The organism is Microcystis sp. LEGE 00066 (genome assembly GCF_015207925.1).
Taxonomy (GTDB): Bacteria; Cyanobacteriota; Cyanobacteriia; order Cyanobacteriales; family Microcystaceae; genus Microcystis; species Microcystis ichthyoblabe_A.
Map to the genome: position 1 here is coordinate 1 of NZ_JADEVX010000091.1, position 17,235 is coordinate 17,235.

Annotated in this window: 13 protein-coding genes; 1 reads left to right on the forward strand and 12 read right to left on the reverse strand. The window is 39.5% G+C overall.

Annotated elements, in window-relative coordinates; all coding sequences use genetic code 11:
* From IQ224_RS13655 to IQ224_RS13685, 8 genes are all read right to left on the reverse strand, one after another.
* On the reverse strand, nt 1–382 hold a 382-nt coding region (locus tag IQ224_RS13655; RefSeq protein WP_194033079.1), incomplete at its 3' end, for a transposase family protein.
* 149 nt (nt 383–531) lie between these two features.
* Nucleotides 532–660, reverse strand: a complete 129-nt coding sequence (locus tag IQ224_RS24605) for a hypothetical protein (RefSeq protein ID WP_255527443.1) — start codon at nt 658–660, stop codon at nt 532–534.
* 629 nt (nt 661–1,289) lie between these two features.
* A complete protein-coding gene (locus tag IQ224_RS13660; RefSeq protein ID WP_002746276.1) occupies nt 1,290–1,724 on the reverse strand; it encodes a hypothetical protein in 435 nt (144 codons plus the stop codon).
* A gap of 41 nt (nt 1,725–1,765) precedes the next feature.
* Nucleotides 1,766–3,424 (reverse strand): hypothetical protein, encoded by a 1,659-nt coding sequence (locus tag IQ224_RS13665; RefSeq protein ID WP_002746274.1) that lies wholly within the window; start codon nt 3,422–3,424, stop codon nt 1,766–1,768.
* Nucleotides 3,425–3,501: 77 nt separating this feature from the next.
* Nucleotides 3,502–4,320: a hypothetical protein gene (locus IQ224_RS13670; protein WP_002746273.1), complete on the reverse strand. Its 819-nt coding sequence runs from the start codon at nt 4,318–4,320 to the stop codon at nt 3,502–3,504.
* Nucleotides 4,321–4,448: 128 nt separating this feature from the next.
* Entirely contained in the window at nt 4,449–5,297 is an 849-nt protein-coding gene (locus IQ224_RS13675; protein WP_002746271.1) for a hypothetical protein, read from the reverse strand.
* 75 nt (nt 5,298–5,372) lie between these two features.
* A complete protein-coding gene (locus tag IQ224_RS13680) occupies nt 5,373–6,671 on the reverse strand; it encodes a hypothetical protein (RefSeq protein ID WP_228036233.1) in 1,299 nt (432 codons plus the stop codon).
* A gap of 59 nt (nt 6,672–6,730) precedes the next feature.
* On the reverse strand, nt 6,731–7,588 hold the full coding sequence (locus tag IQ224_RS13685) for a hypothetical protein (protein WP_002746266.1): 858 nt from the start codon (nt 7,586–7,588) through the stop codon (nt 6,731–6,733).
* Nucleotides 7,589–7,855: 267 nt separating this feature from the next.
* Here IQ224_RS13685 and IQ224_RS13690 point away from each other — a divergent pair, with 267 nt between their 5' ends.
* Nucleotides 7,856–10,483 (forward strand): hypothetical protein, encoded by a 2,628-nt coding sequence (locus IQ224_RS13690; protein ID WP_194033080.1) that lies wholly within the window; start codon nt 7,856–7,858, stop codon nt 10,481–10,483.
* 187 nt (nt 10,484–10,670) lie between these two features.
* Here IQ224_RS13690 and IQ224_RS13695 read toward each other — a convergent pair whose 3' ends face one another.
* The 4 genes from IQ224_RS13695 to IQ224_RS13710 form a co-directional block, all read right to left on the reverse strand.
* Nucleotides 10,671–13,457, reverse strand: coding sequence for a cation-translocating P-type ATPase (locus IQ224_RS13695; RefSeq protein WP_194033081.1), 2,787 nt, complete (start codon nt 13,455–13,457; stop codon nt 10,671–10,673).
* A 341-nt stretch (nt 13,458–13,798) separates the two neighbouring features.
* Nucleotides 13,799–14,905 carry a hybrid sensor histidine kinase/response regulator gene (locus IQ224_RS13700; protein ID WP_194033082.1) on the reverse strand — a complete coding sequence of 369 codons (1,107 nt, stop codon included), beginning with the start codon at nt 14,903–14,905 and terminating at the stop codon, nt 13,799–13,801.
* A gap of 104 nt (nt 14,906–15,009) precedes the next feature.
* Nucleotides 15,010–15,447 carry a pentapeptide repeat-containing protein gene (locus tag IQ224_RS13705; protein ID WP_194033083.1) on the reverse strand — a complete coding sequence of 146 codons (438 nt, stop codon included), beginning with the start codon at nt 15,445–15,447 and terminating at the stop codon, nt 15,010–15,012.
* 114 nt (nt 15,448–15,561) lie between these two features.
* A complete protein-coding gene (locus IQ224_RS13710) occupies nt 15,562–17,034 on the reverse strand; it encodes a BCD family MFS transporter (RefSeq protein ID WP_002746252.1) in 1,473 nt (490 codons plus the stop codon).
* Between the last annotated feature and the right edge of the window lie 201 nt (nt 17,035–17,235).

Below are 17,235 nucleotides of genomic sequence, written 5' to 3' on the forward strand. Positions count from 1 at the left end.
TCTCTTCTTCCGTTACGTCATTTCTTCGGCTAACATTTAAAATATCTCCTTCTTTTAATTGTTCGAGTATATTCTCGGCTAGTCTTTTCGTATAGGTTCGTTTCTTGGCGACAAAATCTAACTCTTCGCTAAAGGGTTTTCGACAATTATCGCACTTAAATTGACGACGATTAACTTGTAGGTACACTGGTTGACCTGAGATTGGTAAATCTTTGACTAAATGTCGATGATTTTGGTGGAGTTTATCGCTCTCTAACCCACAACGAGGACAGATTGCTTTTTGATTTTTCGATTCGATTCGGCAAACTATACCGATATTTTCTAGGTGTCGATAGCCTTGAATACAGGTTCCTTGTAGGTTCAAAAATTTGTCAAGTATCATAAGTAAAATACTCTGGTTTTTGGCTATTATATCAAATCTTAACTCAATTGTCTATCTTTTGGCATTAACCTGTTTGTGCCTTAAGTCCTTTTCTGTATGGATTTCAGCTACTTTTGAGCTTAGGTACTCTCATTGAATTTTATTTTAAGTTAATTATTTGCATAACAATTCCCGAAGAGCCTGTTTTCTTCAACTTCCACCTCTTGGCGGATTGTGCTTTCGTACAGTTTCTCTGCACGTTGAGCAACTTCTTCACGGCTTAAAAGGATTGCTTGCATATACTAACTCCTGATTACGATTTGACTTCTGGAGACCTCTCTATAATATCTCATACTAAATCCGGGTAATAGATAATCAGTTTTCAATAACCGGATTTAGTATAAAGCTCTTCTGGGACTCTGGCAAAAGTCTTACAGTCTCTAAACTCTAGCTCTCTTATGGGGTAAACCTTCAAGCTATCGCTAACTAACAGAAACCCGAAATTTGAGTTTTTATTAGAAAAAAAGTTAGCGATCACTTGTCAACCAAGGGTTTCAGAATCTGGATTCGGTCAGGAATTTCCGAAAGTCCCAGAAGAGCGTTATAGCAGTTCTCACACCTGTGTGGCACAAGTTAACCTTTGCTAATTAAGCTTTCCAACATCGATAATGTACCTCTTGCGAACAGGAAACGCTATAAATTGCTGCGTTACGCTTTGGCTAACGCACCTACGATTTATGTTTCTGTTTGTGGCTAAATTGACAAAAGTTGCTCAAAATATAGCCTTAGCAAAATAAATCGGCCTATTCCTAGGTAAGCTGAGTTGAGGATAAGCCGAAACCCTAATTTTACCGCAGCTGGTTAGCTCTATTCTTCGTGGAAGTCATGACCAAATCTTCTTAGTCCTAACTAAAGTCAGCTAATGCGACTAACCCCCAATTTCAAAATCAAATTCAGGTTCGGGAGGAGATTCAATTTCTAAATCTTTAGCGTCCGGCAGGGGAGCATCATTGACAATAGAATCTTGTTCAGCCTCAACCTCACTCGGCGAATCACTTTCTGGTTGACAAGAGGAAATACTAATATAGTAATTGTTCTGGTCGCCTTCAATAATATCACCTTCTTGAGCGATATTATCAGCTTCAATCTTGATGTCATCGATATTAATATTATCTCCATCTTTGGTAACATTATCGGCATCAATGTTAACAATATCACCCTCATCAGTGATATTATCAGCTTCCATCTGATTAATATCGCCTTTGGCAGCATAATTATCAGGACTGTCTTGAGCCTTATCAACGACAAAATCTTCGACTAGATCGAAACCTAAACCGAAACCGAATTTATTTTTGTTTGACATAGTTGATACTCTCCTAGAGAATTAATGAAATCAAGAAATGATTAAAGGGGTCTGTATTTGTCCAAGCCAAGTGCATAATCCACTAAGTTTTTATCTTGATGAGTTGCATCAGGAGCCAGAGCCTTTTTTAGCAAAGTTTTAATGTTTGCCAATAATTCATCTTCAAAATCAATCCAAAAAAGTCTCCGATTTTCATCAATAAAAGATGACTGAAGTAACCCTGTAAAACGTCCTGATAACTGCATTGAACGAGAGGTAATACCGGGGTTATCTTGTCCTAAAACTAGGTCGTAATTTTCTCGCCGTTCGGGTTGTGGAAAGATGTTTCCTTGACGATCTTGATAATTTCGGACAACCATAGGAGAAGGGGGGATATGGGGAAGACGATCTCGCATAAGTTCGGTTAGGGTTGGAATCCCCGGTGAAAGACTTAGCAAGGTCTGGTAAACGTGCTTGTTTTGCTCCCATCTTTTGTTATCTTTAGGAATAGTGGGAGCAACTTCTACTAAACCAATACCATATTCGCGTAAATAGTCACCTGAGTCACCAATTTTACCAACAGGAAGGCGGTGAGTTTCATCAAGAATAACTAGAGTTTTAAGACGATCCTTGCCATTTTTTGTTTTGGGATTTGACCCTAATTCTAACACATAATTGAGAAAATTGTCAAGGAAAATAGGCCCAATGATTTTAGAAGAAGATTGGGATAGAGGTTGGCTTAAAATGACCAATGTTTTGTGATAAAGAATATCATCAAAGCTGAGTTTTTTGAGGTTAGGATGAGGTTCTGTATAGGTAAGTAAGTCTTCTTGATCTAACAGATCCTGAAAAATTTTAACCCCTCGCCGAGTCATGACTAATTCTTTATGATCCATGTAGAAAAAATTAGCAAGGCGCAGTTGTTGTTCTATTTTTTCTAGGAGGTTAGTTTTCTCCTGTAATTCCTCCTTTTTTTCGGGGGTTAGGTTTTGACTATTAAGATCAAGATTGATTTTATTTTTACCATTTTTTAAGGCCTCTTCAACTTGTTTAGGCATAGATAATAAATTGACTAAACTTCTGAGAGTGAGAGCGTCAGGAGGATAAAAGTTTTGCAATAAAACTAACAAATATTCAGCAATCGCAGCAGCATTATAAATAACTGCCAGTAAGTCACCGCTCATGCCCTCATACTGTGAGATGATCACTTGACATAGCATTTCAAAAAATTCTCGTCTCTCTGAAGAATTTAAGAGGTTTTCAAGAGGATTAAAATAGTATTCGCCACGAGGCCAACGACAAACGGAAATCTTAGGATCTTTTTCTTGAAGGTAAGCCGCTAAATCAGTAAAAGCAGCCCCTTCTTTTGTTCCTCTAACTCCTCCTTTGGCTTCTGAGATAATTACCGTTCCATACCATCTTAATGCGCCTGAAATTAGCCTAAATAAAACGGTTGTTTTACCCGAACCAATTGCCCCCCCTATAAACAAATGGCTATCAAACAGTGCAGTAGGAAGCCAGAAGGGAGTTCTTTCTTTACTATTAGGATAAGCGGCAGCTTGTCCTAGATAAATTTTATTTTCACTGGCTTTAATCGGGAAATCATCGGGGTTAGCGAGTACAGATTGAAGGTCAACAGAGATTTTTTTAGGTTTGCCTTGCTTATGGTTTTTATGAGTAGAAGGTGGGGGTGAGTTGGGATTAGGAAAAGGATAAGACATATTGGGTTTCTCCAGAAATTCACAATTTTTTTGAGTTATCCCCTCTTATTGAAAGAAGGGATATTTATTTAGCTTAACTAAATCTTAGGTAAGGGAAATTCATCTTCCCCATCTTCATAATCTGGGTTGCTGAGAGCTTGGTTGAACCAATCAACATCATCATCTAATGAGTTAAAGTCAAGAGATTTATTCAGCAAATAATCATCAGGTGAATCAATGTGACCAGTTATCTGATCTAATTTTAGTTCTAATTGTTGAATTTCTCGGCGAATTTCCTCCCGTTTTTGTGGCTCTGGTTCCATTCTTAGATGATTATATTGATCGTCAATGCGTTTTATCAGAGCATCCACCTTTTTCTTTTTAATCTCATCAGTGTCTAGAGGTCTGATGTCATTATCTACGACTGTTACAACAGTCTTTGACCACCAACGAAATAGAAACCCTTGAAGAACAACTATAAAAATCAGAACTACTCTGTGAGAATCTAGCTGGTTTTGTAGAAAAGTCACAAAAATTCTCCAACCTAATTGATAATTAGAAGGGTTGTCGTTTTTAGACAATTCCAAAAGATCTCGTAATAAGACACAGAAATCTAGAACAACTGGTGCAAAAAACCACCAAAATGACACACATAAAATGGTGTAGAGAATCACATATAACCAATTGATTTTGAACGCATCTCGATAATGGTGCATCCTTGGGTTATTCTTGAAAGTTAGCCAAACTTGCGCGACAGCAACAGTATAGACAAATCCTATTAATATCGGCCAAAATCTTGCGTGAAATTTGCCTATTTCGTAGATAAAATTGTTGTTGACATAATCAACAATATGTAGCAGGTGTTTCAAAATACGTTTTTGGCTGTTAATGGAGCTTTGCGGAAACAAGCTAGACATGATTGATTTTACCTCAACTATGGGTGAAAACTAAAATTAAAGCTTTATGGTTGCTAATAGACACGGGTTAAGGGGAGGGGAGTGGTTTTTGATTAACATATAGAAAACTATCGTAAAGAACATTGGCACTATTTCTTGGGAATATCTACGGGAGAAGAACGTCTGATACCCATGGAAAATCTTTGATTTTGGCTCTCCAAGATTTCATGAATGACACCTTCCCAGCGAATCGCCTTAATCTTTAATTCAATCAAATGCTTTCTCGTTGACTGTCTGATGTTAGGATCACGGGGTTCTAACATAAACTCATAGTAGCTCTGAATTACTGAGTCGTTGAACGACTGCATCTCTAGTATTGTCTTCCTTTTTTTGCCAGCAAAATCAATGGTTTTAACCAGACGATTCGTTGCAGTTAGCAAAGCAATTAGCAAATTTTTTTTACGGGACTTTCCTTGTTGTTGATTTAATTGATCATAAACATCTTCTAACTGCCTCTCTATGTGGGCGATTCCTTTTGTTATTTGGCGAAAAGCAATCTCAACTTCTTCTAGATTACTAGGGTTTTTCCTCATTAAATCAACTAAGCGATCTACTCCTTCGCAAATGTCCTCCCTGGCTTTAGTTAAGCTTAATATCCGAAAGGTTATGTTATTCTCACCCTGCATAAACTGAACAAAGGGAGGGTAGGTAAATTTGCCAGTTTCAGCAATTTTTTGTTGAAAAAGCTGTAACAATACAAGGGGATCAACTTTTGCCTCTTTGTCCCTCTCTTGATCTGACAAAACAGTAGTGCTTGGTGGTTTTTTCAGAGAGACATTTGTTGTGAAACCGGGATAAAGAGACTTCCCTGTTTCTTTAACATACTGGTGGTAAAGATAAAGAAGCTTTTCGTCTTCGTTTAAATGTTCCGCTACCAGTTGTTTTTTTTCAGGTGTAAGGGGTGATTGAAGTAAAAACTTCAAGGGATTAACATACATTTTTTTATCTCCTGTGGTACGGTCAATTTCTAAACCACAATGTAGGGTCAATTCATGAATTGACCCTACATTCTGTTAAGGGTTGTCATCATCAATAGCAGGAGGCTCTTGATTGTTCAATCCTTCCGCCACAGCATGAATTAACTCGACAAAACCCTGTTTAGCAGTTGGATCGAAGGTTAAAGCGATGCTGGGCTTATTGCGATGCCAAAGCGTCATCAGAATCGATGCACTAGAGAAAATAACGCTAAGGCTTGCAAACACAAGGGGGAATCCAAGCTTATCCCACTCTCTAGTGCGAAATTTACTACGAAAATTCCGCATAGAGGTACTCACAGCTTCTTGTCCGGCAGCAATTCGACCGTTTTCGGTAAAATGCTGACTATAGAGGCCCCTTTTTTCCTTTTTAAGATATTCGAGACTACCACCCGACTGCTCAACAGTGGATTGCACCATATGTAGTTCCTTTTGACCTTGCTCTCGCAGTTTTTTTCCCTCATCTTCTAACCGTTTAGGCTTGCGACAATAGGGTAGATCTGCTGGGCGTATCTTATCAAAGTAGCTTGACGGTACTCCATGAGGTCCATGTAGTTGTTCGTGGAGACTGGATGTTTTAGGATCATAAAGTTTGTCGGATTTGCCCCGTTCTGCTTGATATTCAGCCGTTTTTGTGTCGCAAATCTTGTGAGCGTCTTTCGCCTGCTCTAATACTCGTTCTCCTTCAGCTATGTTTCGGCGAGGAGTGGCATAGAGATGTTCTTCTACTACTTTGTCGGCGTAGATTTTAGATAATTGAGCGGAGTTAGTCAGGATTTCCGAGCCAACACCCGAAATCAGCGTTAAAACGACTTGTAAGCTGATATTACCGGCCAAAGCTGCATTAGCCCACTTGCGACTGGCAGGATTAGCATTGGAGGCTGCTGTCGAGGTATAGTTCCCTGCTGACTGAGACAGGAAGAAGACAATTCCAGCACTCATCACCCCTGAAACTCCCGCACCGACACCAGCATAAGCTATAGGAACAACACCGACTGTATTCCACATATTAGAGATTGTTTGTATTCCAGCAGTTAGTTTTGACTCCTTTTCGATCGCATCTGTCACCATAACGTCACCGTGGAGGTCCCGGGGATTGACGCGGACCAACTCAGAATTGAGAACTTTTTGCCAGAAACCGATTGTTTCAGGTGATAGATTGCCGTTTTTTGCCTTCTCTACCAAGTCTGGATGATTCTGTTTAATCTCGTCGATGAGTTTGTGGGGATTAGAGCGATGGTCTTCTAGAAAGTCATCCCAACTCTTATAGGGAAAAGGAGGAGGAATTTTATTGTTGCTATCGTCTTCAGGAAACGCAAAAGTTGTTTTTGTCATCATGCCCCCAGTTGAGCTAAAATGGTTAAGCAACCCCCTTAATAAGGGGGTTTTAGTTATCGTTATTTGCCGTGCTGAGAATTTCTTATCACGCCTTGATTCCAGCCACATAGACAAGATTCCATGCTTTGAATGAGTTCTGTCTCACAACATGGACAGCAATTATTGGTATCCGCTAAGATACTTTCAGCTACCCGATTTCTGAGTTCAGTAACTCTGTATTCAATGGTTGCTAATTTAGTCGGAATCGCTGATAAAATCGAGAGGTTTGAGTCCAGTAAAGGAGCAACTTTTTTATCCAGTTCAGCCAAAGACTTTTCTAACTGTTGGATTAAAGGTGCAATTTGAGACTGTTTTTCGGTTCGATTCCCCTTTTGATTCCTGTTGTATTGCTCCACCTTTTCCTGAACATATTTAGCCGTGATTTTTCCTAGTGGTGCAGATTGAATAATGTCCAGCCATATTTCGATTTGCTCTTCTTCTGATTTAATTGAAAGCAAGGGTCTGATTTGACTTTCATTGGATGGCAATTCAGAACAATTGTTCCGACGAAGGTTATCAATAAAAACACTAGCTCTGATAAAATTGTCTGCCTTTCTTCTGGACATATCCCATCTTTCACGGCAATAGCTGTCAAAATCAGGATAATTTTGTTGATGTTGATATAGTCTGGCATCTCTGATACTTTTGAGGGCGGTTCCAACGACATAAAACGCCTTCTGTCCGCGGTCGATTATCCTCTCGAGATCTTCCAGACTGGGAGTTTCAGGCACCACAAATTGTTCCTGCCTCGATAAGGAGGCGGTTTGAAGAATCATAAGCTTTTCCTTGATAAGAACAAATGTACTACAAAAACGACGAGGTAGCAAAAGCAACCTGGTGACTTTATCATAGCAGCCTGGTTTTTTTGTGTCAAACATAATGACACTATTTTTTGAAAATATATATTGATTAACCCATAAATTAAGCTTTGAGCATTAAAATTTAGTTCATATATACTGTTATTTGAGTTCAAAATCAGTACATATAAACTGTTTATAAAAAATACAGAGTATATGTACTAAGAAATTGAGCAGGACATAATGTTCTAGAATGGAAAAGCACCCTGCTCTCCTAGAACGGGAAAGGGGAGGTGAGGGCTAGAAATATAGAACAATAGTATTACCCAAGCAACAACGCAGTTAGATATGACTAAAAAATCACTAAGAAAACTTATTGAGTTCCTTAATAAAGAGTGCCTAGTTACCCAAGGAGAGCTTGCAGAAGGCTTAGGCATCAGTCGTGCAGTCGTAAGTAAATACTTTAGTGATAAAGAAAACTATGTTTTACCAATTGTGCGTGAAAACATAATTAGCCTTTTTAATTACATTAAAAAGAATGAGGATAACCCGCCGACGGCTAAAGGTATTACCGATGCAAAGTTATCGGTAGAAGAAAAAGAGAAAAAAATTAAAGCTGCTATGGACTTCCGGGAACAGATAGCTTCAGTCGATGAATTTTTAGAAATGGCGGGGTATCTCCCCGAACATAACAAAAATATACAAGTATCTACCAACATCTTTCAAATGGTTTTAGAAATAGCGACAGAGTTGGAACTTTTGAGTGTAGAAAATGCACAAAACTTAAGTTTTGATTTTAAGTCTCTGCTTCATACTAAATCCAAAACAAGCAGCCAAACAGATGAGGATGACAGAGAAGATTATTTAGATGAGGATGACAGAAAAGATTATTTAGATAAACGTATAGGTAAGATCGTCACAGATAACAGAATTCCATTGACATTGATAGAAAAATTATCCATTAAGCAAAAGTTAGAAAAAGTCAAAAAAAAGTTAGAGCAAAGAAATAAAAAAACGTTTACAAAACAAGAAGCTCTTGCTCTGTTTATTAGCATAGCAATAAAAGAGAAACTGTTGAGAGATTTAGAAGATATAAGCATTCGCTTAGAAAAAGTAGAATATCAAACCTTATCTTTTTCGATTAACTCTGGAGATGAATTTAAGGATTTACATCAAATAATATGGGGCAAAATCGCCCGTGAAGAAGAACGGAAATTAGTGAGCGATCCGTATCCGGAAGAAAATAAAATGTTAGAAGGTGATACTTTTCATGAATCTGAACCTGTATTATTAGCTAAACTAACTTGTATTTTTAGATATAAAAATCAAGCCGAAAAACTAACTTTTACTTATATGTCAAATAATACCTTTTTAGAAAATGGTGTTGCAGCTATTGGACTCAATTTAGGCTTCAGTCCAGAGTTAGGAGACATCAATTTCTTATCAACAAAAGTTATATCAACTGACAAAAATGGGTTAGTTGAAACAACAGTTCTTCTTAAAGAAAAAGTGGACGAAAATGATAATAAATATCAATATTATCAAGCGACTTGGGTAGATATTGATACCTTTAAAGCCACACTACAGGCTATTTTATCCGCCTCTATCCATTGGCTATCCTATCATGCTAGAGATAATAATAATGGATTATTACAATTAGGAAATTATCAATCACTTTGTGTAGAATTAACAAAGATTAGACATAGGGCGTTTAATGCTAGACGTACTTTAAATGATTTTCAATTTTTGGATGACGAATGTGGTGATTCAAATATTACTGGAATTGTTGATGATGCTATCAATCAATTAAAAAAATTAGAAAAAGAAGACTATTTAGGAGTAGGAAAAATTACCGAAGCTTACCGAATTAACTTTTATTTATGTTACCTTGAAGCCCAAATCATTCGTTTAAGAAGATTTAACACACAGGGAAATATTCAGCAAGTAACAGAAATTTTAAATAACATTAAAGACACCCAAGATCAATACTTTAATTCAGAGGAAATGATAAAAAACAATTTTGCAAACCTCATGAAGTTAAGAGATGTTGAAGACTATCTGTATAAATTTTCAATAGGTCACGAAGACGTATTCAACTTAAACAACTTGGAAGAAGTATTGAATGATCTAAACAATTCGGGTAAAGAAAATGACGCTGATAAAGATGCTGGACTAGATGTTTACACTTCACTATCAGAAGTTTATGGCAATGTTGCAAGATTCCAATTTTATCTTTCTGATGATAAAGACACCTTAATTAACGCAAGAGAAAATTTTCTCAAAGCTGCTTATCATGCTTCTCGTATGGGAGCAAAGCGAAGAACAGCAAAATGGATTACATTTGCGGGAAGAGTGAATGTAAGATTAGGTAATCAGAATAATGAGCTTATTCCGATAGAACAGTATCTTTATCTAAGTAAAGCTATTATCAGCAAAGGAGTTAGTGCGGAATATAAACCCATCTTCAGGGACGCTTTAGAGTCGGAAATAAATTTGCTTCGTGGAGAACTGCATTTCATGGGAAGAAAATATGAACAGGCCTTTTATTGTTTTTTATTAGCACTGAAAGGAAGTATTTTTCTAGGGTTCAATCGTCGAATTAGTGATAGTTTGTATAACCTTCATAGATGTTATAAAAAACTAGGCGGCACATCCATAAGATCCCTGCTTGAGAAACAAGAAAGTTGTTTCCAATTACATGAAGATAAACGGGAATTAAATCCCCAAAGCAATGCTGCCTCACAAGCAGCTATTGATTTAGTTAACAATTACTTGCAGAATGTTCAAAATTCCGAGTCCTTTCAAAATAATAATTCTAAGGACTACATTATTCCTACGGATAGCTTTTTAAACACGGCTAAAGGTATTTGGACTCAATGGTACAGAGCTATGACCGATAGCAGTGAAATAGATAGTCAACATCCAGTAGCAATTTTAATGGATCAAGGTAAATGGCTATCTATTCTTGAAGATTAAAAGTTAATAGCTAATATCTGAAATTCTTTTATCAAGTTAAGAGCTTCTGATTGATTTCTGCTGCTTTACTATCTTATCTCTCTTTTCCTTATCCCAAAAAAAAAAGATCAAACTGGTTAATCTTCTTCAGTCTTGGCATCGATGGCGAATTAGTTCCCTTTACTGAAAAATAAAAAAAGCTCCCTGGTTATCGCCGATGATACCAACGGGTAAATAATTTTTCTAACTCCACCCAAACGAATAATAAGGTACTAAATCCCAAACAGATTAATAATTCTTCTTTAGTTAAAAATTGAGTGCCGAAAAAATCCCGCAGAGCAGGAACATAGATTAACATCAGTTGAAAAATTGTCGTCAGGGTTACTGCTACCCAGAGATAGGGATTAGTCAAAGGATTCATTTCTATGGTAAGATGATCGCTCGATCGCACGGAAATGGCATGACCCATCTGAGCTAAACAGAGAGTAGTAAAAACCATAGTTTTCCATGAACCAGTATTACCAAAAAGCGGATCCAAGCGCACAGCGATCAACATTTGAGTGATATTAATAATCGAAAAAATAATCCCAATTCTCACAATATAACTGCCCAAACCGCGAGCAAAAATACTTTCTTGGGGACTAAAAGGAGGGCGACGCATAATATTAGGAGAAGCGGGTTCCACTGCCAAAGCTAAAGCAGGTAAACCATCAGTAACTAAATTCATCCAGAGAATTTGTAGGGGAGTTAGGGGAGTAACTAAACCCAAAAGAGGCGAAGCAGCGATAGTAATCACTTCCCCGATATTACTGCCGAGAATATATTTAATAAAACTGCGAATATTGTTATAAACCACTCGCCCTTCTTCCGTAGCGGCGACGATAGTGGCAAAATTATCATCGAGGAGAATCATATCACTAGCCTCTTTGGTGACATCGGTGCCGGCGATTCCCATGGCAATGCCGATATCTGCTTGTTTCAAGGCCGGAGCATCATTCACCCCATCTCCGGTCATAGCGACAAATTTACCCTTTTTTTGCAAGGCGCGGACAATAGTTAATTTATGTTCGGGGGAGACACGGGCATAGATGTTAGTTTTGTCAATGAGGGTTTCTAGCTGAATTGGTGATAATTTATCTAATTCTCGACCTGAGATGACTAAAGCTCCCGCTTGGGCAATACCAAGACTTTTAGCCACCGCTAGAGCAGTTAATTGATGATCGCCGGTGATCATAATCGGACGGATTCCCGCTTCTCGACACCTAGCGACGGCGATTTGTACCTCTGGTCGCGGTGCGTCGATCATACCGACCATTCCTAACCAAATTAGGGCATCTTCGCTGATTTCAGTTGATTCTGGCGGATAAATTAGTGTTTTATAGGCTAATCCTAAGACTCGTAAACCCCTGTTAGCCATAGCATTGTTAGCGACTAAGACTTGTTCTTTTTCCCTATCCCCAAAAGGAAGACTTTCTAATCCCGATTGATAGGAGAGACACTGTTCAAGGATTAATTCCGGGGAACCTTTGGTAAATAGTACCGGATTGACTCCTTGACAAATGACCGACATTCGCTTTCTTTGAGAAGAAAAGGGGATTTCAGCGATTCTAGGGAACTCTTGCTTGGTTAGGGATAAATTTAAGCCCGCTTTCGCCCCTAAAACTAATAAGGCTCCTTCTGTGGGGTCGCCTAAAATGCTATCGTGACCGTTATCGAGGTTTAAACTGGCATCGTTGCAGAGGACACTGGCAATTAAAAGATGATGTAATTCTAGATCGGTTTTGGGATCGATCGCCCGTTGCTCGGAGTCTAAAAATTGTCCTTTTGGGCTATATCCTTCCCCAGTAACTAAAAAACTGCGATTAACCGTCTCTATCTCCCGTACAATCATTTTATTTTCCGTTAGCGTCCCAGTTTTGTCGGAACAGATCACATTAACAGAACCAAGGGTTTCTACTGCTGGTAGTTTACGAATCAAGGCCTGACGTTTGACCATGCGTTGGGTCCCTAGGGCGAGAGTTAGGGTGATAACTGCGGGTAATCCTTCCGGAACGACGGCTACTGCCATACTAAGGGAAACTTCGACTAATTCCTGTAGGGCCGACCAACCGGCATTGATCAGGCCGATGGTAATAGTCAGGGCAACTAGAATGAGAGAACCAGCAACAAGGACATTGCCCAAGTGAGTCATTCTTTTTTGGAGAGGAGTGGGTTCATTGCCGACTGTTGCTAACATTTGAGCGATTTTGCCTAATTCCGTCGTCATTCCCGTATTGGTAACGATGACCTTAGCCCGGCCTTGCAGTACCTCTGTTCCAGTAAAGACGAAATTTAAGCGATCGCCGAGGGCAGTATCTCTGTCTAAGGGGTCAATGGAGGCGGATTTATTAACACTATTTGCCTCTCCTGTCAAGGCCGATTCGCGAATTTGCAGGTTAAAAGCTTCGATAATTTGGCCGTCGGCGCTGATTTGGGTTCCCGCTTCAATCAGCATGATGTCCCCGGGGACAAGATTAACCGCGTCTATTTCTCTGCGTTGACCCTCGCGGATAACATTAACTTGGGGAGAGGAGAGTTTTTTTAAAGCGGCCAGAGCTTTTTCGGCGCGACTTTCTTGCAGATAGCCGAGGATACCATTGAGGATGACAATTGTTAAGATAGCGATCGTATCTTTGAAGGGAACACCAATTTTAGCCAGATGACCGCGCTGCAATTCCAGTAAATCTAGTCCCCCGGAAATTATGGCCACGGCAATTAAGAGGAGGAGCATAATATTGGTAAACTGATCTAGGAGAATTTGCCAATTACTGCGCCCTGGACGTTCTTGTAGTTCATTTTTGCCATAATATTTAATTCTTTGGGCGATTTGCTCCCTATTGAGGCCATTAACAGCTGAACTACCGAGGATAGATAGGGTGGTTTCCACCGCATAGGTATGCCAAGGTTGTTGCAAGTTAAGTCTAGAATGGGCAGAATAGTCGGCATTAGCGGCCATGGCAAGTGAAGATAGTTGATCTAGATAGATCTTAGCCCTTTCTTTCCGCAGTCACAGAAAAAAACAAATGTTTAAACTAGCTCTTCCTGCTCATAGACAGTCTTAACGAGTAATGTAGATAAGTAGCTGGTTATAATTAAATTAAAAATGGATTTTAGGTTCGATCCCCCCTGCCCCCCTTGATAAGGGGGGTGCCGATAGGCGGGGGGATCTGATAATTTTTAACGCCTACCTACTTAAGTAGCTGGTTATAATTAAATTGAAGATAGATCCCCCCTTAATCCCCCCTTGATAAGGGGGGTGTCTGAAAGTTTTTAACATCTACCTACTTAGTCAACAGCTTAGTAGGGTAAAGTAAACCAAAATTGTGAACCTTTTTCATCATTATTCATAATGCCAATTTCACCCCCGTGAGCATGGATAATTTGACGACATAGATATAAACCTAGTCCTAAACTAATCTGATTATTATTATTGCCTCGTTGATAGCGATCAAATAATTGTTTTCTCTGGGTTTCGCTAATTCCCACCCCATTATCGGCAATAGTACACCAGAGATAATTGCCCTCTAGTCTGGCGGATAAAGTGATAATTATTCCTTGGGGATTGTGTTTAAGGGCATTGGCTAATAAATTCTCAAAAACTCGCCAGAGATGGTGAGCATCGGCATTCACTAAGGGTAAATCGGGAGAAAAATTATTAATTAAAGTTGCTTGATTTTCCTTTAATCTTAACTCCCATTCCTGACCGATCTGTTGACCTATTTCGTAGAGAGATAAAGGCTTTAGTGCTAGGGAAACTCCCCAAAGATCATTTTGTCGGGTTTCGACGAGAGAATCAATTAAAGTTAATTGTCGATCGCAACTGTCGGCCATCTGTTGTAAAATCTTCCGGGATACTTCTTTAGTTTCTCCCTGAGAATTTTTAATTAAATTATTTAAGATCATTGACATCCCGATCACGGGATTGCGGAGATCGTGAGAGACAGCATGAAGATAAATTTCTAAAGTTTCCTCAGTTTTTTGACGTTCTTTAATTTCGTTTTGGAGTTGTTTTTTTTGACGAGAAATAGTTAATTGATTTTCAATGCGGGCCATGACTTCTTCCCCTTGAAAAGGTTTAGAAATATAATCAACACCTCCCACTTGAAAAGCTTTGACTTTATCTAAGACATCATCAAGAGCGCTGATAAAAATCACGGGAATTTCTCTGGTTTTTTCATCAGCTTTTAACTGTTCACAAACTTGATACCCATTGAGATCGGGCATATTAATATCAAGGAGAATCAGATCGGGAATTAGCGATCGCACTGTATTCAGGGCCATCTGTCCATTAATCGCTTTGCGTACCTGATATCCCTTCTCGGTGAGCATAATCGACAATAGCCGCACATTATTGGGCAAATCATCGACAATTAAGACACTAGAGCGCGGTGTGGGTTGAGTCATGCCGGTTATTTTATAACTCAAACTATTTAGTAAAAGTGTATAAAAAAACAGACGCAACACCTGCATCTGTTACAAAATTAACTATATTTTGAGGACAAGAACATCTAAGGATTTTCACCACCCACAGCGATGCCACTACCATAAATCTGAGCATTTGTCAAGTTAATTCTCTCCATCGATGCACCCGTCACATCAGCATCATAGATCATGGCACTGGTGAAATTAACGCCATTGAGATTAGCTTGATTCAAACTGGCATTAGTCAGAAAAGCTGCGGTTAAATTTGCGCCTTCTAGGTTAGCATCGGTCAAATCTGCGCCCTCTAAGTTAGCTTCCTCTAAATTAGCTCCCTGTAAATTCGCTTTTCTCAAATCTGCACCGATTAGATGCGCCCCTCTTAAATCGGCACCCCGGAGATCACACCCCGGACATTCCCCCGTATTCAATAATTGTTGCACCTGTCGGGGATTTTCCGCACCGACGGGGTTAATCAGCAGTAAGGAAGCTAGGGAACCTAGGGCAATCATTAAAGTCCTTTTCATCGTTTTAGCCTCCTCTTTCGTTTTCTTCTCTACTTTTAGGATAGGAAAAAAGCTGCTAATCAACTTCCCCCGATCGGGCTAATTCTCCTGTTATCTCACTTTTACTTGCTTTTGCTAGTCGATCTCTCCTTTCATTACTGTTGCGATCGCTGCTCGGGCATTTTCCTTAAATTCCTTGACATCGACGCGACTTAATAACCAAACTGCCAGGATCATTCCCAATGCTTGCAGGAGGAAAACTAAGCTATAGGCTAAAACCGGACTAGAAAAGATAACTTTACCGATATTTAAAATCGTACCGCCTAAAACCGTGGCCAATCCTCGTGCGATCGCTTGTGATAATCCCCAAGCGCCGATAAAAGTTCCTGCGGTTTCGGCAGCGGTTAAATCTAACATTAAACTGGTAGCCCCAGCAGTAATCATTCCCGAAGCTAAACCGAAAAAGAGCAAGCTTGATTTTAATAAACTTTGACTAGCAGAAAAGCCAGCAAAAATCAAGAGAATAAAACAAATTGTTGCAAAAATACAGCCATATTTAGTGGTTTTTTGTTTACCGACGCGGGGAATGAGCATAAATCCCGTGGCAGCAATCCCAAAAAGGGTTCCGGTTCCCCAAAAAGCGTTTAATTGGGTGGTTTGGGCGATACACATCCCAAAAACCTCGCCCCCAAACGGTTCCATAATTGCATCCTGCATAAATAAACTCAAAGTCATCATCAGCAGGAAGGTGAAAAATAAACCGGTTTGCCGACTAGCGGTGAGAACCTGTAACGCATCCTTGAAGGTAATTTGATCCTCTCTTTGCACAAGAGTGGACCGACTACTAAAACGAGAATATTTTTTTTCTACGCCAAAAGTCGCTAAAATACAGAGAACGAAAACGATAGCGGGCATAATCGCGAACACGGGGTTAATATTCGCCTGTAGTTGCGGAATATTGGCTATAGGGGCTGATTGAGTCGGATCATAGGTCAAAATATTTGTACCGCAGATATTAGGAGTATCCAGCAGACGAGAACTAACGATCGCCCCGACGACGATTCCCACCATCAGCATTGACCAAACTATACCAACTAATTGCGATCGATTATCTTCATCGGACACATCCACCAAGAGGGCAGCAAAAGGGGTGGAACTGGCACTTAAAGCTAGTCCGTAGAGGGCGAAAATTAAGGCTAAGAGGGCAATCCAGGCGTAGGAAATGGTATTCCATCCCGAAGTTTGAATACTAAGTCCCAATTGCCAGACTACCTGCAAAGCAATAAAAGCTAAAGCGGTAAAAACTGCTGCTCCAATCCAGACATAACCGCTGCGATGATGACCGAAAATAGTTTTACCGTCGGATCTTTGCCCAAACCAGATGCGTGCTGGACTAACAAACTGGTGCATGGCGATCGCAGCTGCGGCGAGAAAGGGTAAAACTTTTAACTCATCGATCATAATCCGATTGAGAACCCCCAAAGTCAGCAGGGACATAATACCTAGTCCCATCTGAAAGAGTCCTAAGCGAAACATGGTAAAAAGTCCCAGTTTTGGCAGGGGTTTTGGGGATGAGTGAGTAGAATGGGGAATATCGCTAGTAGCCATGGTTAAATCAATACAGGAAAAAAGCCGGTATTTAAAAATTTAACGCAGGACGAGCAGACATCTTCTGGGGATTTAACCCACATTCCGCACCCTAAGCTGTCACAGAGAGAAATTACGGAGAGAAAAAATCAAAGTGAGCATAAAAATAAACATAAGGAGCGAAAAAAGGCATTTGAGAAACAGTAAAGCACCAAAAATGGC